General features: G+C 42.8%; 19 protein-coding genes and 3 pseudogenes. 9 read left to right on the top strand and 13 right to left on the bottom strand.

The window, feature by feature from the left end; genetic code table 11:
- Positions 1 to 241: 241 nt before the first annotated feature.
- Positions 242 to 556 (bottom strand): GNAT family N-acetyltransferase, encoded by a 315-nt coding sequence (locus DQX05_RS07690; RefSeq protein ID WP_310735650.1) that lies wholly within the window; start codon positions 554 to 556, stop codon positions 242 to 244.
- A 467-nt stretch (positions 557 to 1,023) separates the two neighbouring features.
- Here DQX05_RS07690 and DQX05_RS07700 point away from each other — a divergent pair, with 467 nt between their 5' ends.
- The gene (locus DQX05_RS07700) at positions 1,024 to 1,734 is read left to right on the top strand and encodes a CAP domain-containing protein (RefSeq protein ID WP_182914663.1); all 711 of its coding nucleotides are present in this window, start codon (positions 1,024 to 1,026) and stop codon (positions 1,732 to 1,734) included.
- A 60-nt stretch (positions 1,735 to 1,794) separates the two neighbouring features.
- On the opposite strand, the pseudogene DQX05_RS07705 reads toward DQX05_RS07700, so the two are convergent.
- The 3 genes and pseudogenes from DQX05_RS07705 to DQX05_RS07715 form a co-directional block, all read right to left on the bottom strand.
- Positions 1,795 to 2,883, bottom strand: a pseudogene (locus tag DQX05_RS07705) (ABC transporter permease); the annotation flags it as partial.
- A pseudogene (locus DQX05_RS07710) lies at positions 2,876 to 3,229 on the bottom strand (ABC transporter ATP-binding protein); the annotation flags it as partial. The pseudogenes DQX05_RS07710 and DQX05_RS07705, both read right to left, overlap by 8 nt.
- A 212-nt stretch (positions 3,230 to 3,441) precedes the next feature.
- The gene (locus tag DQX05_RS07715; protein WP_119792356.1) at positions 3,442 to 3,990 is read right to left on the bottom strand and encodes a histidine phosphatase family protein; all 549 of its coding nucleotides are present in this window, start codon (positions 3,988 to 3,990) and stop codon (positions 3,442 to 3,444) included.
- A gap of 188 nt (positions 3,991 to 4,178) precedes the next feature.
- Here DQX05_RS07715 and DQX05_RS07720 point away from each other — a divergent pair, with 188 nt between their 5' ends.
- The 6 genes from DQX05_RS07720 to DQX05_RS07745 all read left to right on the top strand — a co-directional run bounded on the left by DQX05_RS07720 (position 4,179) and on the right by DQX05_RS07745 (position 7,793).
- Positions 4,179 to 4,895, top strand: coding sequence for a MerR family transcriptional regulator (locus DQX05_RS07720; RefSeq protein WP_259391849.1), 717 nt, complete (start codon positions 4,179 to 4,181; stop codon positions 4,893 to 4,895).
- A 102-nt stretch (positions 4,896 to 4,997) separates the two neighbouring features.
- Positions 4,998 to 5,732 carry an ABC transporter ATP-binding protein gene (locus DQX05_RS07725; protein ID WP_119792358.1) on the top strand — a complete coding sequence of 245 codons (735 nt, stop codon included), beginning with the start codon at positions 4,998 to 5,000 and terminating at the stop codon, positions 5,730 to 5,732.
- Positions 5,719 to 6,462: an ABC transporter permease gene (locus tag DQX05_RS07730; protein WP_119792360.1), complete on the top strand. Its 744-nt coding sequence runs from the start codon at positions 5,719 to 5,721 to the stop codon at positions 6,460 to 6,462. The genes DQX05_RS07725 and DQX05_RS07730 overlap by 14 nt, the downstream gene beginning before the upstream one ends.
- Before the next feature lie 585 nt (positions 6,463 to 7,047).
- Positions 7,048 to 7,440 carry an S-layer homology domain-containing protein gene (locus DQX05_RS07735; protein WP_119792361.1) on the top strand — a complete coding sequence of 131 codons (393 nt, stop codon included), beginning with the start codon at positions 7,048 to 7,050 and terminating at the stop codon, positions 7,438 to 7,440.
- Complete coding sequence (locus DQX05_RS33055) at positions 7,415 to 7,543, top strand: S-layer homology domain-containing protein (RefSeq protein WP_182914664.1); 129 nt, start codon at positions 7,415 to 7,417, stop codon at positions 7,541 to 7,543. Before DQX05_RS07735 ends, DQX05_RS33055 begins: the two co-directional genes overlap by 26 nt.
- A 10-nt stretch (positions 7,544 to 7,553) precedes the next feature.
- Positions 7,554 to 7,793 (top strand): hypothetical protein, encoded by a 240-nt coding sequence (locus tag DQX05_RS07745; RefSeq protein WP_119792365.1) that lies wholly within the window; start codon positions 7,554 to 7,556, stop codon positions 7,791 to 7,793.
- Positions 7,794 to 8,240: 447 nt separating this feature from the next.
- On the opposite strand, the gene DQX05_RS07755 is transcribed toward DQX05_RS07745, so the two are convergent.
- The 3 genes from DQX05_RS07755 to DQX05_RS07765 form a co-directional block, all read right to left on the bottom strand.
- Positions 8,241 to 8,885: a hypothetical protein gene (locus tag DQX05_RS07755; RefSeq protein ID WP_119792369.1), complete on the bottom strand. Its 645-nt coding sequence runs from the start codon at positions 8,883 to 8,885 to the stop codon at positions 8,241 to 8,243.
- A 202-nt stretch (positions 8,886 to 9,087) separates the two neighbouring features.
- A complete protein-coding gene (locus DQX05_RS07760; protein WP_119792370.1) occupies positions 9,088 to 9,321 on the bottom strand; it encodes an aspartyl-phosphate phosphatase Spo0E family protein in 234 nt (77 codons plus the stop codon).
- A 301-nt stretch (positions 9,322 to 9,622) separates the two neighbouring features.
- Positions 9,623 to 10,900: a helix-turn-helix domain-containing protein gene (locus DQX05_RS07765; protein ID WP_119792372.1), complete on the bottom strand. Its 1,278-nt coding sequence runs from the start codon at positions 10,898 to 10,900 to the stop codon at positions 9,623 to 9,625.
- Between the two features lie 874 nt (positions 10,901 to 11,774).
- Between DQX05_RS07765 and DQX05_RS07770 the strand changes: the two genes are divergently transcribed.
- On the top strand, positions 11,775 to 11,999 hold the full coding sequence (locus DQX05_RS07770; RefSeq protein ID WP_119792373.1) for a hypothetical protein: 225 nt from the start codon (positions 11,775 to 11,777) through the stop codon (positions 11,997 to 11,999).
- A gap of 921 nt (positions 12,000 to 12,920) precedes the next feature.
- On the opposite strand, the gene DQX05_RS30250 is transcribed toward DQX05_RS07770, so the two are convergent.
- From DQX05_RS30250 to DQX05_RS07785, 3 genes are all read right to left on the bottom strand, one after another.
- Entirely contained in the window at positions 12,921 to 13,514 is a 594-nt protein-coding gene (locus DQX05_RS30250; RefSeq protein ID WP_147385165.1) for a hypothetical protein, read from the bottom strand.
- A gap of 21 nt (positions 13,515 to 13,535) precedes the next feature.
- The gene (locus tag DQX05_RS07780) at positions 13,536 to 14,237 is read right to left on the bottom strand and encodes an HAD family hydrolase (RefSeq protein WP_119792377.1); all 702 of its coding nucleotides are present in this window, start codon (positions 14,235 to 14,237) and stop codon (positions 13,536 to 13,538) included.
- 630 nt (positions 14,238 to 14,867) lie between these two features.
- Complete coding sequence (locus DQX05_RS07785; protein ID WP_119792379.1) at positions 14,868 to 15,080, bottom strand: helix-turn-helix domain-containing protein; 213 nt, start codon at positions 15,078 to 15,080, stop codon at positions 14,868 to 14,870.
- A 171-nt stretch (positions 15,081 to 15,251) separates the two neighbouring features.
- On the opposite strand from DQX05_RS07785, the pseudogene DQX05_RS31855 reads away from it, so the two are divergent.
- Positions 15,252 to 15,474 (top strand): annotated as a pseudogene (locus DQX05_RS31855) (hypothetical protein).
- A 252-nt stretch (positions 15,475 to 15,726) separates the two neighbouring features.
- Here the strand turns inward: DQX05_RS31855 and DQX05_RS07795 are convergent.
- From DQX05_RS07795 to dhaK, 3 genes are all read right to left on the bottom strand, one after another.
- Positions 15,727 to 16,326, bottom strand: coding sequence for a hypothetical protein (locus DQX05_RS07795; protein ID WP_119792380.1), 600 nt, complete (start codon positions 16,324 to 16,326; stop codon positions 15,727 to 15,729).
- Positions 16,327 to 16,764: 438 nt separating this feature from the next.
- Positions 16,765 to 17,739: an HNH endonuclease gene (locus DQX05_RS30255; protein ID WP_147385166.1), complete on the bottom strand. Its 975-nt coding sequence runs from the start codon at positions 17,737 to 17,739 to the stop codon at positions 16,765 to 16,767.
- Between the two features lie 961 nt (positions 17,740 to 18,700).
- Positions 18,701 to 20,461, bottom strand: a complete 1,761-nt coding sequence (gene dhaK, locus DQX05_RS07800; protein WP_119792382.1) for a dihydroxyacetone kinase subunit DhaK — start codon at positions 20,459 to 20,461, stop codon at positions 18,701 to 18,703.
- Between the last annotated feature and the right edge of the window lies 1 nt (position 20,462).

A 20,462-nucleotide genomic window follows, 5' to 3' on the forward strand; every position in this document is an offset into this window, starting at 1 on the left:
AAAATCTTTAAACTCACATCGCCAATCCGTCACAAACGCCGGATAATATCCTACCCGGTAAGCCACTCTTTGTGAGGCAATATTACTAGAGATAACATCAGCCGTGGCCGATACCACAATTGATTTGCCCATGGACAAAATTTCAAAATAACGCTCTTTTCTCGGATACGGTCTGCGTCCGTGATTTTCTTTTGCATCTACAAAAATTGCGTTAACGAAATGATACCGCCGGCATCGAGTATTATGCTAGAAAAAGTTTATAAATGACTTCACCATCTTGATTATTCTCCTGTTGGTTCACAAAGCCGATGCTTTCATAAAGCCGTTGAGCTGCCTTGTTGTCCTGCTCGACCGTTAAGGAGATCAGCCTGCATAGGGGATGATTCTCGCGAATGAAATCAATGATCCTTCTCAATGCCAGCTTGCCGTAGCCTTTTCCTTGGTATGATTTATCGATTTGGAACCCAAGGCGATAAAGTCGCCATACTTGGAAATGGAGGGTTCTCGTATGATACCTGGATTGAAGGGCTCCTTGCCATCCGGCACGTATAATGATTCATAAACAGGTATCCATAGAAACGGTATGTCTTGTTCTGTTATCGTTCTTTTGCCCGTGTCGAACCCCATAGATATGCTCCCGCCTCCTTCATGCATAACCATTCGACAACACGGTTTGTTTTCCTTTAGACGCAAAAAAAGACAGCGGCAAGTCTATTGTTTGCGTGAGGGGAGGATCGCATTTCCTGTTGGGAAAGCCTTCCCCATCCACCAAGTTGACTACTCACTTCGGTAGAATTACATCACCTCGGGCTCCTTGAGCCTCGATGTGTCAAGCCGTGTTCCACTTACAGCGGATAGCCTATATGGAATGTCAGTGTCGCCACATATGGTCTCCATAAGGCGTTTCCGATCATAAAAAGGTACTGGATAAGGAGAAAAGCATAATGAGGAATAAGTAAAGGGCATGCAGGAAATCCTAAATCCGGTAACTTCATTAATTAATGGACCTAGGAGGGGTTGCAAATGGTAAGGTTTTTCGTAATAGCAGTATTAATATTGGTCACAGGCTGTACGACCCAGAACAATATGATGCAAAAGCAAGTGACTCCTAAGCAAACGGGAATGTCAACTCATACTGCTACGCCAAACACTGTCCTAACACAGGCATCATCAACAGCTACGCCTGGGACAGGGAGATCATCTATTACAACAAAAGAAGCACAAAATGGAATTGGATTGGATTTGTTGGATCTGATTCAAACACCGGCTGGAAATCCAGCAAACCAGGCACCTACAGGAAATCCGGAAAGAAATGAGCCGACAGGTTCAACAGGGCAAGTACAGGAAGGTACTAGGGATAATAATTCATCTGCATTCGAGCAGCAGGTTCTGGATCTAGTAAATCAAGAAAGGTCCAAAACAGGATTAAGTTCCTTGAGTATGAGTGAAGAATTGTCAAATATGGCTATGGTCAAGGCACAGGACATGTACAACAACAATTACTTTGATCATACTTCTCCAACACATGGATCCCCCTTCGATATGATGAAGGAATTCGGGATCACATACAATTCCGCTGGGGAAAACATCGCAAAAGGGCAAACCACCCCAACCCAGGTTATGAATGATTGGATGAATAGCCCAGGCCACAAAGCAAATATATTGAATAATAGTTATACCCATATCGGTATTGCTTATTATAACAATACATGGGTCCAGGAATTTAAGGGATAACGCCTTTCATCTCCCAACAATAAAGTATCAAAAACCCCCAATTTATGCGGGTTTTTGATACTTATCTGGGATTTGTTGATGGGTACTAGACAGAGCCTCCTTTACAATAATTGTATAAACATAGCCGCTAATCGGTAAAGCTACAATTACTGCAAATGTGGTTAGGATGATGTTTTCAAAAAAAATCAGTCCGTTTATTTTATTTTTTTGATAGCTTAATACCTTAAGTGTTGCAAGCTCACGATTCCTTTCATAAATGTTGATGGAGATATCGTATAGATGGCGCCAAAGGAGAGGATGACGGCACTAGTGATAAACATGATAAATACAAAACTGTTTTGTTTCAACATATATTGAGCTGATTTCTTGAGATCATTCTTATCTGCAATGGCATCTACATAATGATTTTGTTCAAAGAAGTTACGAACGCTTATCAGATCTGTAGAGCTATTTGCTTCAACTACAAGCTAGGTTGGACTCTAGTCTATGCCAAAGCTCTTTACATAGTCTGGTGTGCTATAAAACGACGGATTCGAATACTGTGTAGATATATGTAACACCTTCATATCTACAGATTTATTTTTAAGCCCTGGTGCTGTGAACTTTTATTTGGATGACATCCCCTTCTACAATATGATATTTGTCAGCGTAAGATTTGGGTACCAGCACACCATGATTTTCTAAAGATATGCTATTGTCATTTTCGTCAAAGAAATGAATGAGATTATTTTCTTTTTTAGTAACAACTAAAGTGGCATTTTCTTTTTCATCATTGATTAGCTACTTTGAGCAAGGCCGTTTGAATGCCAAAAGCAGTAATCAATAAAACCGTGCTTACAACAACAGCAACTGAGCTCGCTATAGCTTTGGCTTTATTTAAAAATATATTTCTCAAAATGAGTTTGTAGCTATAGGAAATATGACACCAGATGCCCGGAACTCTTTCAATGAATAGCTTTTTCATTTTCTTTGGCGGTTTCGGACGCATCGCCTGAGCTGCACGTTCTTTTAATATGGTTCGGCCACTTAAATAACATGACAGGATTCCAAAAGCACTAGAGAAAATGAGGGGAGAATGATTGAAAATAATGAAAGTGAGAATGTAATGTCAGGCAGGGAGTAGGCCCCTGCAATCGACGCCGTTACTAATGATGCTTCTTTGTAAAATATCTTTCGCATCCAGATGGTTCTTACATACTTCGGTGGCAAATTCAACATTTTCTAGCGCGTTTAGATTCGGAATTAAGTTGTAGAATTGAAATACAAAGCCAACTTTCTCACCGCGATATGCTGTTAATTTTTTTTCGCTCAATCTTGTTATTTCTTGATCACCGACAAACACTTGACCGGAGGTAGCCGTATCCATCCCGCCAAGTATATTCAAAATCGTACTTTTACCAGCACCGCTTGCTCCCAAAATAACGACGAATTCTCCCTCTGATATGGAAAAATCAACACCATCAAGAGCCTTGATTGGATTACATCTCCTCGCTATGTCATACGATACAGAAAGTGGTTCCGACGGGCTCCCAGGTCTGAGTTTAGCTAGTAATCGACCCCTCGCGCCTAATCTCCACAATATACCAAACGGAAAAAGCTGCATCCTGCAGCCGATGTATTTTGGCATCGGTCTCCAGAAGGAGTTCGATCTGCCGCCAATGAAAAAACCAAGTGCCGCAACACTTGGTCCATACTCTACACGTTTCTTTATAAGTGGACATTACGATTGAATTGGAATGGGTATGCCTTATACTCGCCATTGCCTGAAGAGTATATCGAAATATTCCAATCGTCAGGAATTCCATTGAAATAGGCACCAATGCATCCCGTGATGCATTTATGACCCGATATGAGGATATTCGCTTCCTGTAAACGGTCCTTCGCCATAAGCTCGTTCATAAATGCAAATACTCTCTGAGCATAGCTGCGGGGATCTTCTACCCCTTTATAGACAGAAGGATCCGGAATGCCCCCTAACATTTTCACTTCGCCCTTCGGCAACCCATCCGCCTCCCCCAAATCATACACATTCAGCCTGGGATCGACAGCAGCCTGCATCCCCGTCGCAATCTCGGCGGTCTGCACAGCTCTTGCTTGTGGTGAAGAAAATACGTAGTCAAACCTGATATGTTGAAGCGACTCTCGGAGATCCTCCGCTTGCTTGATCCCATTTTCATTTAAGGGCAGCCCGTTTCTCCCTTGGATCCTACCTTCTTTATTCACATCGGTTTGCCCGTGTCGAACCACATAGATCATGTTCCAGCCTCCTTTATGCATAACCATTCGACAACACGCTTTGTTTTCCTTTAGACACAAAAAAAGACAGCAGCAAGTTTATTGTTTCCGTGAGGGAAAGATCGCATTCGTGTTGGGGAAGCCTCCACTATAACACCAGACTTCTATCGGATGCTATAATTGTTAAACAATCGGAGGTGGCTGATGAAATGATTACCTATAAAACAGCAGAAATAGCACGTTGCAACGGCATCCACCCCAATACGGTGCGTCTATATGAAGAACTTGCGTTAATCCCTAAACCAGAGCGCAAACCTAACGGCTACCGCATTTTCACAGATTTTCACATGGAGCAAATCAAGCTGGTAAGAACCGCTTTACAGGTAGAAGTTCTGCAAAACGGACTGCGCAAAATGGCAATTGAGACGATTAAGACATCGGCTACCGGAAATTTTGACAAGGCCATCCAACTTGCGAAAAACTATTTGGAGAAAATTAAAAAAGAACAAAGAAATGCCGAAGAAGCTATCGCTATTGCCAAGCAGTTACTATCGGGCAATGAACAAGAAATGGACCGCGTTGTTCTTACCAGACAGGAAACAGCCAACCACCTGCAAATTTCAATGGATACGCTAAGAAATTGGGAATCTAATGGGTTACTGACTGTGAAACGAAAGCAAAATGGCTATCGGGTGTATACCGATGAAGACCTTCAGCGGCTGAAAATCATACGTTCTCTGCGATGCGCGAATTATTCTCTTGCAGCGATTTTGCGGATGCTCTGCGCTCTATCCAGCAATCCCCAAGCAGATATCCGTAAATTGATACCCCGAAAGAAGATGAGGACATCATTTCCGTGTGCGACAAGCTGCTTACTTCCCTGCAATATGCTGAAAAGAACGCATACGATATGCTTGCCCGTCTGAAAAAAATGAAAAAGCGATTCAACACAAACCCTACACTTTAACACCAGACTTAAGCCTGGTGTTATTCTTTTCTCATAGTAAAAAAAGGAGGGTTTTTGCAGCGTGAAAACAACAATCCAGGTAAATCAATTGAGTAAGTCTTATGCCGCTCTCAATGCAGTAGAAAATGTCGATTTTTCCGTTGGCCAAGGGGAAGTATTCGGGTTGCTCGGAGCTAACGGTGCGGGAAAAAGCACCACCATTGAGTGCATGCTTGGCACAAAAAAACATGACCGCGGGACGATATCTATTTTGGGGATGGATCCGCAAAAAGACCGCAAAAAGCTGTTTGAGAGAGTCGGCGTTCAATTTCAAGAGGCTCATTATCAAGACAAAATAACGGTAGCCGAGCTTTGTGAGGTTAAGCAGTCCCTTTACAAGACTTCTTTAGATTATACGGATTTAATAAAGCAGTTCGGACTTTCAGAAAAATTAAAAAGCCAGGTAAGCGAACTTTCGGGGGGGCAAAAGCAGCGCTTGTTCATTGTCCTTGCGTTGATTCCAAATCCCGAGGTTGTGTTTTTGGACGAACTGACAACCGGACTGGATACAAGAGCGAGGCGTGATGTTTGGAGATCTCTTTCTGATTTAAAGGCGAAAGGACTGACCATCCTGTTGACCTCTCATTTTATGGACGAGGTAGAAGCTCTGTGTGACAAAATCATGATTTTAAAAAACGGGAAAAGCATCTTTTATGGAACTGTGCAGGAAGCCGTTTCAGCCAGCCCTTATGAAAAATTGGAGGATGCCTATCTCTGGCATACGGACGGGGAGGAAGAAGAGAATGAAAGCATTTAGCACTCTGCTCAAAACGGAGCTCAAGTTATCCCTGCGTGGGATGGACATGTTCATTTTTTCCATTTGCATGCCTGTTGTAGTCGTGATAATTCTTGGTGCTGTTTTTGGAAATAAACCAGCCTTCGATAGTGCGAACTATACCTTTCTGGAGCAATCCTTTGGAGCAGTGGCGGCGATTGCCATCTGTGCTGGTGGAGTAATGGGACTTCCTTTAGTCATATCCGACTACCGCCATAAGAAAATCTTGAAGCGGTTCAAGGTAACGCCAACCAGTCCTTCCCTTATTTTAGCGGTACAGGTTGTAATCTACGCGCTTTATTCCATCATTTCTCTCATCCTTGTTTATGCTACGGCAACGATTTTCTTGGGGTACCAATTGAACGGGGCGTGGTCCCACTTTATAGGTTCATACCTATTGGTGATGCTATCTATGTTCAGCATAGGACTGCTGGTAGGTGGAGTAGCGCCAAACAGTAAAATAGCAGGTATCTTAGCCAGTGTGTTATATTTTCCAATGCTCATCTTTTCAGGTGCTACCTTACCTTATGAGGTTATGCCCAAGGCACTTCAAAAAGCAGCCGATATACTACCGCTGACACAGGGCATTAAGCTGATGAAAGCTGCTTCGCTTGGCTTGCCTATCCATAGTGTTCTACTTCCGGTTCTCGTGATGATTATACTTGTGATAATCTGCACTAGCGTTTCAATTCGATTTTTCAAATGGGAATAACAGCCGAAGGATATTTCACGGAAAACGAAACGACGCCCCACCACTTTAAGTCCACGAATTGACTGGCCGTGACGCGGTTTGGTGGTGGGGGTGTCTCTGCCGATTCCGCTCCATCGTCAGGAACCCTATTGAAATATGCACCTAAGCACCAATGATTCCCGTGATGACCCGCGCGCAGATACGGTGTTAGTTGAAGTTTCCTCTTCAATGAAATACTTAAAACTTATTTTTTAATCTTCTTACCAGGCCATTGGCAAAGCTTTCTGTGGAGCTTTGCACGTTTCCGTTATAAACAATTTCACTGCAAATTTCGTACATCTCATCTTCTAGGACTTCATTTAATCTATTTCTATCAATTGAAATATCCTCACCCCAAAATATTGTTTTACAGTTTTAAGATCAGACAATGCAATAAACTCCCAAACATCTTTACACTTCTGTTCTGCTCTTTCTATCAATATTCTTAAAGCATCTTCTGCTAAATTAACTCCCTCTCTGGCTTCATCAAGTGTATGTACGAATGAAGTCGTTCTATGCTAATATGTGGGAACAACCACCACTAAACAGAAAAGGAAGGTAAACAGTATGAAGAAAATTGCGTTTGTTTTAACAATCGCAGCATCCTTAGTACTTGGCTCTTCTGCCGTGAACGCGCAGACCTCTACGTTCAAAGACGTGAGTGATACCAAACACCCTTGGGCAATCAAAGCTATTGACTTCATGAATAAAAATGGGGTCATTACAGGATATGATGATGGGACATTTAAGCCTGATAAGGGGGTTACTAAAGCAGAGTTCGTAAGCATGTTTTCACGATTATTCGATAAGTACGTCACAAACGAGGACTCCCCCACTCGCCAGTTCAAAGACGTTCCATCGAGTAACTGGGCTTACGATGCTGTGTCCAAAGTCCGTAGGAACCAAGCTTGCAAGCCTACAAAAGCTAGGGCTAATGACTGCCTACGAGGGGAATTTTAACCCAAACAAGACACTGACAAGAGCTGAAGCGGCGACCACGCTGTACCGTCTGTATACCCAGCTAAGGGATAACAGTACATTGTCGAATTATTCGAGCAAGTAGGAGCGTAACCATGACAATCGTAATTGGAATCATTATTTTCATTTTAATGGCGGCATTTACACACTCACGCCCAGCCCTAAGCTTCATGGTATCCATCCTGTCGTGTGTTGCGCTAGCGTACTTTGGAGCAATGGAATATCTAATAGATGAGGAAAACGGGAAGACGGGTTGGCTTGTGGCTGCATTCTTGGGATGGGGTCTAGGTGTGATAAGTAGACTATTTGTAAAGGACGAGCCACAAAACGGGTGACTGGTCTTAGGTAAGCGCCCCTTGACAGAACAAAACAGTAGTTACAAAGCAATTAAAAGGAACACAAAAGGTGTTCCTTTTTTATGTCTGCCGAACCCAAGTTGTTGTAAAAAGTACCCACAGCCTAAACACTTTTTTCAAAGTGCAGTCTATGGGTACCAGTTTACTGTTTAGGGTTTCTTTTTTGTTCGTGAAATAACTATAATCATGGCAAGAATAATCATTGAATATAAAACCAAATTGTGCCGGCCTTGAACTCCATCTCCATATAGCAGGGAATGCACAATACCACAGATTGCTAAAGTTATTCCAAGGTAAGCCAATTTGATTACAGTGTGAGTTTTTTTAAAAAAGAATTTTGAAAGGAATAGGACGATAAACGTTAAAGCAGTGATGGCAGTCATTATAATCAGAAAGGGTATTAACATTTATTCGCCCCCAATTCGTTTAAGAATTTGAAGTCACATTAACCCATGGCACAGGGAGCCAGTGAATATTTATCGTGCACCCATTTCCCTTATTATTATAATCTAATGCGGTAGCAAGCGCACTTATTCCAATAGCTTCAAGTGCAGTAAGAACAGCCGCAGCCTGACCTCCAGGCACCGTGCCTGCAATGACAGCCAAAGCTGCTGCTGCATTTGATGTCTGTGTTAATGCGTATACTTGGTGCTTAGTCTCCTCATCATCAAAAGTAATAGCTACTCCCCACCAGTAGGTATTAGCAAACCAGAGCGGTTGGATCGTTTGGATTGGCGACGCAGTGATTTGACCGTTACGGATGATTAAACTACCATCCCGCAACGCACCATTAATATTATCTACGCCCTTTTGATAATGATTGTAGACATCAATATCGACAACATCTTTTGCAGCAGGGTCAATTTCCATCTTGTCTTCCCCAAGTTTGATGTACTGATCCATCGTAGGTAACGAACGTAAAAGCTTTTTACTGAATTCATCTTTCCCAATTTCAATTATGTGCCCTTCCTTTTGTGTTAGTTCTGGCTTAGGTGCAGCAAAAGCCATTGGCGTGAATGCTGCAAACGCCATACTTAAACTTACTAATGATGCGATCAACCTTTTCTTCAAACAAATCTCCTCCTTTTGTTTAGGTAAAGATATCTCTTCAAAATTGAAAGCAGACTGTGCATCATGTTTTATGCGGAGGAAAAACATTATATGTAATGAGCACTTTCTATTTCTATTGATGGAATGAAGAGTATCTTTCCTAGTAATACTCTACCATATCTGGTGAATTATAACAAGATCAAATATTCATAATCTTTTACTCTTATTTTGTTGAATCACCTCTTACAAAGGTTTTCGGCTTCCTTTTATTCGAACTCCTTTTATATTTCCTTTTTATGTAATTTCTTTGAATCTCAAGTATATACATATCTAGCTGTTGACTAACTCGGACTACTTCGTCATCTGTAAATTTACCTTTTTCATGTACGATCTCGATTAACGCTTGTTTCAGTCCATTAACTTTATTTAGTGTATCGTCATGTACAATTGTTATCACCTCATATCACAGTTCTTGATAATGGTATGCCTTACTTATAATAAGTATAAAACAGGTCGCAGTAGATACCATTAAATAGAATTGAAGGAAACTGAGGGGAATAACCAAAAAAAAGAGTACCTAATCGGTACTCTTACCATGTTAATGAAATATTCTGCTCGTAGGTTACCAAGATTAGCAATTGACGAAATAGAGCGTCACCATAAAACGGTTCCTTCATTATTACCCAACAAAGATATCGCAGCTTCCCCGATAACAACAGCGCTCAGAAGAGCAATATATGCTTTTGCCGCGAAACGCTTCACCGCAATCCCTCCCAATCGGTTCGTTTGTAGTACTCTGCCAGTTTTTCCATGGTCGGCAAGTTCATCGGTATATTTTGCGTCAAATGACTTTGTATGATTTGCTGAATACACTGTTTTTCTTGACGTGCATCATCCACTCTAGAAAAGTGAAACGCGCCTTCGAGAAACTCGATTATGCTCCTCTCAAACTCACCAACAGCAATGAAATATTCGGCTCGATGATAATAATATTCAGCTAGTTGTGAAATCGTGATGGGATTGTTAGCATCGATCTGTTCAGGATGGATCGGATAAGAAAGTAATTTTTCGGCTTCGGACAATCGGTGTTCCTGTAAATAAATAATCATTAAATGATTCAAAGCTGACAGAGCTAGACCCCGATCGCACGTTTCTAATAGTGAGTTCAACTGGGATATCGCTACATCCAACTTCCCCTTCTTGGAATTTAGTATGGCGTTCATTAGCAGCGTATTTTCTTGAATGCAAGGGCCGTCAAACTGTGAGTATAGACGAGTGTAATATTCAGACTTATCGTAATCTCCGATCTGATAATATGCCCCTCGCAATATGAAGAGCGCGTGAACGTAGTACATATTGTCAGGTTCAGCTTCCTGAATCACTTGAAGGGCAAGCTCAATGCTCTCCGGGTACATAAATAAATTATAAGCGTGAACACCCAGCTTGTAGTGGAACGTGATGCGGTCTTCCGCGCTCAGAAAATGTGCATACATCACGATATGCTTGCCATTGTCGTATACCTTTCGCAACCGAGTAAAGTCATCCCGTTCGATTAAGTATACCTGGAACAGCCCTCTTGCCAAATAAGTCATTATTCCATGGTCGCGCGAATAGTCAACGATGACTTGATATAGGGCTAATTTTATCTCCTTATTTTCCACGTGGCCCGTGAAGTCATAAAGCCGTTCCACCAATGCTTCACTATCGTCACTGGGGGATTCTAGAAACTTTCTGCCTACTTTAGTTACTAGTTCGGCAGTGCCCGAGTGCCGAATTACGTCCTGCAACACAAAAAGTAGGCTGTCTGCTCTCTTTTCCACGGTGATGTGCAGTTCTACCAAAGTCTCCAATGGTATCTGTAATGCATCTACAAGCGGTCTGATGGTCTTATATTCCGGTTTTTTAATGTCCCCGTTTTCGACCTTTGATATCGTCCCTTTATGCAAGCCTGTCAATTCAGCTAATTGCGGTAATGTCATGTCCCTATTGTGTCTGTAGCTTTGTATTAATTCCCCAATGGACAATACTTTTGCCACCCTATACGCACCTTCTCCCATTTTCCATTAATTTACTACCCATATTTTACCACACCCTTTGCAAGATGTAAACATTCCATAACAAAACAACCATTTTACGTAAAATGGTCAACCCCCCATTTCCAACTTATCAATAACTCCCACAAGAACCTGCCCGCCATGCCCCGAGACATTGTTCCCGAGACTTTCTCTCGCACAACCCCAAGGTATATAGCATCTATCTCAAACGCATCAAAGTTCACGAAAAATTTGCCGTGGGTGTCATGGCACTCCTGCGCTGATTAAGAGATTTCAAATAAACCCGCGACACTGGGGGGAGTACGAATTTAGGGGCTGAACAAATAAAAAAATTAAATAAAATCCCTCGTCAAAAGGCTTGTAAACAGTTTGTGCTTGTGAGACATTGTGAGCGTCCCAAGTGAGTGCCGCACCGCTCGGGACGAGTCAACAGAAGACTCAAGCACGACGCGGCAAAGGCGCGAGATGCGCTAGGCACCTTGAAAACCAAATACACCAAACATGCACGACATAAGCAATATATTCGTCTGTGCATGGGATGTTGTAACTTCTCTTGCCGTACTTATGTACGAGACTTTGCGGATTGAACTATGGCAACAGCCTACGCTTTACGGTTCATGCCCAACAAGGCGAGAATGTCACGGGTTAGCTACCGTTACCAAGCTCCCGAACTCTAGTACCGTCATTGCATGACAAGTCTGATATTTAGATGGTAATCATGTTTGGGAAAGATAACTATAATCGCACTCGGAGTCCATCAGGGATGTGTGCGTAAGTAGGGAATAAGTCTGCTCTCTCATGGGCTAATCAGGGCTACCAAAGGTAGTCAAACCACACCAAAGGAGCCTTATTAACCATGATTAACAAAGAAATTACTATGCCTAAATTCGAGCGTGAAGCAAAGAAGCGCGCAGACCCTAAGAAGGCACCTGAGAACATCAAAATGAGCGTGAACGACAAGAACAAGCTTTGTATCGAAATTGACTTGAATGTCATCGACAAAGAACAGCTTATCATAGGCGAGAAGTCCGTCCGGGTAGCATCTACACTAGGCGGCATCCGCTGGGCTTTCAGAATGTAGTACTAAACCTGAACGCTTATATTCCAGTGGATGAACATGTACTAATTGAAACACATTATATTTCTTATCGAAAAAGACTTTTACTAAAATCATTGCTTCGCGAAACGATATACCTCACTTTCGTTGATAACAACACCATCGTTATGTAGGATATCAGTCAGACTTAATATCATTAATCTTGGGGTGTTTCTATTCTTCCATGAGAACCTCTTTCTGATGGGTCTGCCCCACTTCTTCGAGTTCACCCAGGAAGTCGAGCCACATCTTTAATTCCTCCTTTATATTGTCATTTTTTATTAAGTTCCATAAATTCCCTTAAAATCCCCATATAGTAAAAGGAATCTTCTAATGTGGTTACGGAGGCTCCCCCCTTGCATCGGCGACGACCAAGAGACTATGGATTTTTGCCAGCATTACCAACCGATACAGTTCATCCGCCCACGTCACGATAACCGTAATATAGTAGAGCCTCGTTAAGACATGACGCAAGGATTCTTCCCTATTTTGTCCCGGAACACGCCGACATAGATGGGCCCCAAATATACTTTTGAAATTGTATCAGGTGCCAGAACAGAAGTCACACATCAATTTAAAACATGATAAGGATCCTCATGCAAATCATAGGTTCGATAAAGCCAGTCATCCATTAGATCCGTCTAGATCCGCCGCTTTGTCCGCAATGCGAGTCCGGATCGATTCGGGCAGCAGATCATATGAAAACATAGCTTCCCCTTCCATAAACGCGAAAACGCGACTTCAACTTCAACTAAGGCGAGCCGCCATTCGACCTATCTTCCATCCGGAGCTTAACTTCAACCAAGCCGAATCCTCCCATCCTGGCTCCGGCCTGGGCGCTGATGGACACGGCGTTGGAGATCATGTACCGCGAATTGGACCATTGATAGGGATTATATCGTTGAATCAACTCTGACGTACTGAACTTCCTGATCCGGACGGCCGGCGTCTCGTATACCCACAGCTCATCCCGCTCTTCATCAAGATGGATGCCGCACACAACATAGAGGCTGCCAGTGAACATCGGCTCCGCGCGTGTCTGGCCGCGCTTCCATACCGCAATGATGAAGGGCTCATAATGATGATATGAACGTTAGGCGGCATACACAAGCCGCTTACTGGCCTTGGTGAAGGCGAGTGTCTGCGCGTCATGCCCACATGCGAAGGCAGGCCAAGCCAGACAAAATCATCACGCTCCGCCACGACTTCCCGGCTGGCGATATCCCACACGGCCATCGTAGCGCCGAATAAGCCGACGGCTAGCAATCGCTCGTCCGGGCTGATTTGAATGGCGGCGATTTTACCGTCCTTATAGGTATGCTGAAGCACGACCTGACCGGTTCCGAACTCGATGCAGTAGAATGTCCGATAATATTCCGGGATCGGGTAGCCGTCATCGCCTTGCGGATCATAGCTGCATGCTCCACTTCTTTGATTCACTTCGGGAAGACCAAGAGGGCTTGCCCACCGCAGCGTGAATACGGTGTTATACGAAGTCACTTCGCATCCTTGAAATATCAATCAAAAGTTTTCAATTACTCTCTCCAATTCAAATAAGTCCTTGATACTTTTATAATCTCCATTAATAACTTCTTCACTGCCTCTTAAAAGCCATATAGTATGTATACCTAACTTCTTCGCGCCTTCCAAATTATGAATGTTGTCATCTACAAAAATAGCTTCATTGGGACTAACATTCAGTTCCTTCAAAGCAGTCATATACATAAGTTCATTAGGTTTCCTAACTCCTAATATTGACGACATAACAAAAGATAAAAAATAATTCCGTAAATTTAGATTAATAAAAACCCTTTCTAATGAAGGCCATGTATCCGAGACAACACCTAATTTATAGGCAGCACTTAATCTTGGGATAACATCAAACACATCATCATGGAATAAGAATTTCTCGTCATTATACACTGTATCGTTCGCGATACAGTTTATTTCTGTTTTTGTTAGTTGTAATTGTGGAAGTTGATCAGAAAATTCACTATAAAATTCTACAAACAATTCATATTCTTCTTGTTCAGTTAAAACATAATCTTGCTCATCTAATCTCTTTAAGCAAATTTGAAACACCTTCTGTAAAACATCAGTTCCTTGCTTTTCAAATACACGTTTATCAATATATTTATAAAAATTAGGTGGAATAAACCAATGTCCTGTCCTGGGGTGATTCAAAACTCGTCCTGAATCAAAGAGTATCGCTTTTATTTTCATGATGTTTTTCACTCTCTCTGTTTTTTATGGTTTTTGAAATAATCTCGTATAACGTTCAGATATCTACGAGCCCGAGAGGCTTAAAGGAACGTCAGCGACTAAGTTCGACGGACTTAGCGTCGCAGGGTTGTTCGTTGAAACATCTTCTTTTCCTTACCACTTCTTGTGAAACGAGGGCAAAGCCCACAGCGTAGATACAGTGTTATCTCTGCTTCTTCATTTAAGTAGTCTCTCTTTTTTATAATAGTTTCCTATTTATGCTCATGTTTAAATTTTTCTACTTAGTAGTTAACACTAATTCGTCTCCGAATAGTAAAAAAATTCAATTCGTCTCAATACCAAAAAAATATGTCATATAAAAAATAATTTTAGGATTAAATTTAAAATTGCATCTATATTTCTTTAAAATTTTTCATGTACTTCTCCTTAAAGGATTTTCGCCTAACGTTTTAACATCTACGACATGACCCTGCCTTAGATAACTCTATCTTAGGCAGGGTCATGTGTTGACTGAACATACTTTTGCGTTTACCCCTGACAACCAGGGGGGCAAATGCCCCGCAGCGTAGGTGCATTGTTATACGACGGGGCCCTTCTATGGAAATAACCCTCATCCTAATATTGCTTTTTTCATCCTTCATTATGTTCTGGAATATGTTCTAACAAATCACCAGGTTGACAATTTAACGCAGAACATATTTTATCAATTACTTCTAGAGAAACATATTCGTTAGTGTTCAATTTCGCCATTGTTGCTGATGATATTCCTGTCATTCTTAATAATTCCTGCTTCTTAATATCTCTGTCTATCAGTAATTTTTGTAGTGGTTTATAACTTATCATTATCCAATCCCTCTTAGTATAGTTGAATTTTTCTTTAATTATATTAAACAATCTTTATGTAATCAAAATTATATTTATATTCTCTTGACACAAAAATTCAATATGATAAAATATTATTTAGAAAACTAAATTTTATTTCGCAAATATAAAGTAAATTAGGAGGTGCCATAATTGATAAATTCATTAGAGATCATGATTGATCCACTTATTCGTAATCGATTAGAGTCCATGTATAGTAATCTAAAAAATACTGACTCTGATTTCATGCAACTTTCAAATGAATCTATACAGTACTTTAAAACAATCCGAGAATCCTGATAACCTCCAACATACCCTATTCCTCTATGAAGACGCTCAATTTTCATTACAAGCAATTCTGGAAAGTAATATATAACTTCAAGGGTTTAAAGATGCCTTACATCTTTATAATGAATTACATATTTCAAGGAATTAAGAGCCCTCAAGGCTCTTTTCTTAAATCTTCTGAGCCTGTCGTATACGTTTTTGTATCTATGAACCTGAGAGGCTAAGGGAGTTACAACGATCGGATCAGGCGGACTTGCCTCGCAGGGTTGTTCACTAACTTAGCTTCCCTGCTTACTGCTTCTAGTTAACCAAGTGCTAAGCCCGCAGAGTAGATCCGGTGTTAGACGACGTATTTATGCTTCATCTGAGTTAACTTTCGAGATAATTCTTCTATTAATTGTTCGGTATATTGTTTACGATCTACTTCAAAAAAATCAATATTTCCTGACTCATTTACCAAAAATCTCAATATCCCAACTACATCTAGCCCTAGTGATGGTAATCCTGAAATATTAAGCGACCACCCTTTGGGCATATAGTGAATAAAATTATTTCTTAATTCATTTAACTCATGAATTGAAGTAGAAATTTGTTCTGTTGAAGCAAAAATTTTGCTATCTGTATACTTCATCATTACATCTGATTGAATTTTTTCAAACAGATTTATAAAGTGATCCATTTTAACTTTGTGGTATCTGTTATTTGTTTCATATGAATTAAGCCATTTTCTTGCATGATGTGGTTTCATTACGGACAACGAACTACTTCCTTTCAACGCTAAAACCATAAATGCTTGGAGACAATTATGTAGCGAGATCAAAAACCATTTCCAATTGTAAGTTTCTTCATTTGTTTCATCTAAAAATTGTATTGTTTTTATTAAGGCGTTGTAAGCTTCTGATCTTTCATCTGTTCTTAAATAAATGTCTTCTTGTTTCATATGTCCTCCTGCCGATATGTCGTCTAACGTTCTTGCATTCTCGAACCATCACCAACTTAAGAACACAAGGCCGGGCGCGATGCGCTTAGTCGGTGCAGGGTTGTCTCTCTGAATCCACTTCCTACAAAATTTGCCTCGGGCAGACCAAGGTTGGCGCCGCTGGCCGAAGCGCGAATGTGGTGTTATCCGACTGAACCGACCTCATCAAATTCCTTTCAATAAATGTATTCTCCGAGTTACTTTCACATGTGTTATAACACTCTCGATGTATTCAATACGCCGTGAGACTTAAGATTTGACTGAACCTTAGTCTTAGGTTCAGTCAAGCCGGAGCTGTGAATTCGCAGAATTGGCCTGAATGACTCTCCTGCCTCGAACTCCTCGGGCGGACCGAGGAGCGTTAAATACGCCGAATATAATTTTAGACGGAGTTCTCTATTATTTACATGGTTTAAATCCAATTCTTGTCCAATGATATCTTAAAGAACTAGTACTAATTGGTATTCGGGATTTTTTAATAGGTTGACCATTATATTCAATTATCTGATTTATAGGACTATGATAATTAGATAAACGTTCAATATTTACAGACACAGATAAGTTATCATCTAAAGTAAATAAGCCAATTTCAAACGCTTTATCATGAAACAAACAAAGACATAATCCATTAGATGTCTCTCCTCTTAATTCTGGATTATCAGACCATCTAGCTATATGTGCTCCAACTAGAAAACTTCTATCACTAACTTCACAATTTGGAAAACAACAAATATGTTCAAAATTATCTCGAACATTTTTAGAGAAGTCACTTTGTCCTACTCTAATTGGCAAAGTTCTATGACTTTCGTATGTATTGGACTGACCATTTACATTTCTTTCTCTAACAGTAGAATTAATACTGTTGCCGAATAAAATGTTGTATAATTCTCTGTCTACTTCTGATAAATATGCTCCGTTTTGTCTACGTAACTTACCATTTTGAATTACAAAAAATAAAAGTTTCTTTTCATCTGAATTCTTAGCTTTATTTATATTGAAATAATACATCAATTGATTTTCTTTTTCGATAAGCAATGTACTTAACTCGATTGTCTGGTCAAATGGTTCGTAATTTTTCAAATTTACTCTATAAAAAGTATCTGCGTACTCCCAATTTGACCCAGGAGTAGGTGGTCTAAACGTAGTAATAAAACCATCAGAATCAGCAATTGAATGTCCCAGGAATTTGGAATTTGAGTCTCCTCTTAAATGTAAGATGATATCCCCTTCTCTTACACGCATTAAACTATCCCAATAAGCCCATAAACGTCTAGTACCATTTACTAATTTATATGCTGGTGACCAAAGACATTTTGTAAATCCCCACTCACCTCCCCCATGTGTTTCATCCTTTGACATTTCTACCCATATCATTGCCCTCGCTCCTTTTAAACATTTCTCCTAACGTTGTTACTCTCAAGAACCCTCGCTGACTTAAGGCCCGAGAATGGACGTAATGCGCTTAGTCGGTGCAGGATAGACTGGTCGGTTCCACTTCCCTTGGGGAGACCAAGGCTAGACCCCTACGGATCTCCGCGAGTTCCATCTTCCATTCTACTTTTTGCAAAAACGATATTGCACGAATTGCCTGATTAACATAGGAGTGTGAACAGGAACGGGAAAATAAATGCATATCATATAATCTCACCTGTCGGCGCTAGAAGCTCAGCATCATATTCGAATTATAACGCCAGTTCCATTTCACTCTACTTTCCCAAATTCATACTCACAACGCTTACCCTCCCCTAAGTATACCTACAGAGTGCAATATTGGAAATATGATCGTACATAGAAAAAGAGACACCTCCTCCACCTGCTGGCGGATCGAAGTGTCTCTACTGTTTTCAGAAAACGATGTACAAAACTATTTTTATTGATGATTTTCGTGCGTTTTGCTGGAAATCACTTAGAGTAACTCATCCCGCCATCTATAACATCCGTTTCGTTGCAGCACATTCAAAGAAATGAAAACGTAAATTTGTTTAAAAGACACTTGTTGATGCGACTTGCTCCCTCGAAAGTTCAGAAATTGCTGCACTGCTGCAGTATTCTCCGAGATAACTAGCTGCCCGATAGTCATTCCTGCAAATCTGCAGGAATTTTCCCTACTTTTGCTCCGAACGGGATAAAAAAGGTCAAAAAGCTGCGCTGGTGCAGCTTTTTGACCAAATCGGCCTCCCTAAGGAGTAAAATACTGTAGTTTTGCAGCATTGGTCACCTGGACGGGGCACTTCCCCCCGGAAGCCCGGCAGTCCATAAGCCCAGCAGCGCTCCCCCTGTGCACCTGAACCTGCCCCTGCAACTGCAACTGCAGAGCAGGGGCGGGGGTCAGGTGCTACTCCAGCACCCGCGCCAGCTCCGTGAAAATCACTCCGAGCGCATAAGCGCCGGCGTCCGGGTAGCCGAGGCTGCGCTCGCCAACCGTGCCCGCTCGGCCCATACGGGCGACGATCGTCTCCGTATGCTTCGCGCCTTGGACGGCAGCTTCCGCCGCTGCGGCAGCAGCCGTCTTCAGAGCGTCGCCTGCTGCGGCGCTCCGCTCCCAGGCGTCGGCGAACGGAGCCAGCGCGTCGATCAGCGTCTTGTCGCCGACAACCGCGCCGCGGCCGAAGGAGCGTTCGCCGGTGTCCTGAATTCCTTTGACCACCGCCTGCATCATCCCCGCGAATTCCGGTACCGTCAATTCGGTACGGTCGCCGGCATATTTTCCAGCCGCCCGGAACGCCGAGCCCCAGATCGGCCCGGAAGCGCCGCCGCAATGCTCCATAATGACCAAGGAGCAGGCATGGAAGAACTCGCCGATATTCCCGGCGTGATGCGCCATAATCTCATGCCATTCCCGCTTCAATTGCTTGAAGCCCTTGGCGACGCTCATGCCGAAGTCGCCGTCGCCGGCATGCGAATCGAGCTCGCAGAAGGGCACTTCATTCTCGATAATAATCTCGCTCATCTTGTCGGTGAGATAGATCAAGTTGTTCAGCGAGAACACATTCCCCTCAATCTTCGCATAGGCAGGATCCGTCTCGCAGCGGTAAGACACCGCTTGCTTCTCCACCGTCTCCGCTGCCTCCTCCTGGACATACAGCGGCGCGAACGGCCCGCTGACCTGCAGCGCAGGTGTATCGCAGTCCGCCTCCAAATACGGCTTCAACTGCTCATCGAGCCGCATCAAAGACACGGAAGCCCCGGCCATATCGATGCTCGTCATATAATTGCCGACGAAGACCTTGAAGATGGAAACTCCACGACTGCGGATTTCCCGCACGACCGCGTTAGCGAGCAGATACAACTCCTGCAGCGGCGAGCCGCCGAAGCCGTTCACTAGCACCGCAAGCTCCGCGGCCGAACCATCCTCCAGCTTCATGTCGCGGAACAGATCCGCCACCATTTTCTTCGCCAGCTCATCCGCCGATTGCATCTTCTCCCTGCGGATGCCGGGCTCGCCGTGAATGCCGACGCCGTACTCGATTTCATCCTCGCCCAGCTCGAAGGTCGGCGTCCCTTTGGCCGGGACGGTGCAAGAAGTGAGGGCGAAGCCGATGCTTCTCGTGCGGTCGATCGCGTGTTGGGCGACAGCCTTCACATCCGCCAATTCCAGGCCCGCTTCGGCGGCGGCGCCGGCGATTTTATGCACGAGCACCGTTCCGGCCACGCCTCGGCGGCCGACCGTGTACAGACTGTCCTCCACCGCGATGTCGTCGTCCACTTTCACATAATCGACCTTGATGCCGTCTTCCTCCGCGAGATGGGCCGCATTTTTGAAGTTCATAATGTCGCCGCTGTAATTTTTGATGATAAGCAGCGTGCCCTTCTTGCTGGCGGAAGCCTTGATCGCTTGATAGACCTGAATCTGGGACGGGGAGGCGAACACGTCGCCGCAGACCGCAACGTCGAGCATCCCCTGCCCGACGAAGCCGGCATGCGCCGGCTCATGACCGCTTCCTCCGCCGCTGATCAAGGTGACCTTGTCCCCGTTCAGCTCTCTCTTCTTCACGATCTTGTACTTGCTGATGAATTCCAGCTCCGGATGGGCAAGCACCAGTCCGCTGCACATTTCCCGGACAAGTGTCTCCGGCTTATTGATGATCTTCTTCACG

This window comes from Paenibacillus thiaminolyticus, assembly GCF_003591545.1.
GTDB classification, from domain to species: Bacteria; Bacillota; Bacilli; order Paenibacillales; family Paenibacillaceae; genus Paenibacillus_B; species Paenibacillus_B thiaminolyticus_A.

Coding starts and splice junctions, on each gene's coding strand:
- DQX05_RS07735 (WP_119792361.1), top strand. CDS start 7,048: ATGAAGAAAATTGCGTTTGTTTTAACAATCGCAGCATCCTTAGTACTT.
- DQX05_RS07785 (WP_119792379.1), bottom strand. CDS start 15,080: ATGATAAGTTATAAACCACTACAAAAATTACTGATAGACAGAGATATT.
- DQX05_RS30255 (WP_147385166.1), bottom strand. CDS start 17,739: ATGATATGGGTAGAAATGTCAAAGGATGAAACACATGGGGGAGGTGAG.
- DQX05_RS07715 (WP_119792356.1), bottom strand. CDS start 3,990: ATGATCTATGTGGTTCGACACGGGCAAACCGATGTGAATAAAGAAGGT.
- DQX05_RS07780 (WP_119792377.1), bottom strand. CDS start 14,237: ATGAAAATAAAAGCGATACTCTTTGATTCAGGACGAGTTTTGAATCAC.
- DQX05_RS07720 (WP_259391849.1), top strand. CDS start 4,179: ATGATTACCTATAAAACAGCAGAAATAGCACGTTGCAACGGCATCCAC.
- DQX05_RS33055 (WP_182914664.1), top strand. CDS start 7,415: ATGACTGCCTACGAGGGGAATTTTAACCCAAACAAGACACTGACAAGA.
- DQX05_RS07745 (WP_119792365.1), top strand. CDS start 7,554: ATGACAATCGTAATTGGAATCATTATTTTCATTTTAATGGCGGCATTT.
- DQX05_RS07770 (WP_119792373.1), top strand. CDS start 11,775: ATGATTAACAAAGAAATTACTATGCCTAAATTCGAGCGTGAAGCAAAG.
- DQX05_RS07730 (WP_119792360.1), top strand. CDS start 5,719: ATGAAAGCATTTAGCACTCTGCTCAAAACGGAGCTCAAGTTATCCCTG.
- DQX05_RS07700 (WP_182914663.1), top strand. CDS start 1,024: ATGGTAAGGTTTTTCGTAATAGCAGTATTAATATTGGTCACAGGCTGT.
- DQX05_RS07795 (WP_119792380.1), bottom strand. CDS start 16,326: ATGAAACAAGAAGACATTTATTTAAGAACAGATGAAAGATCAGAAGCT.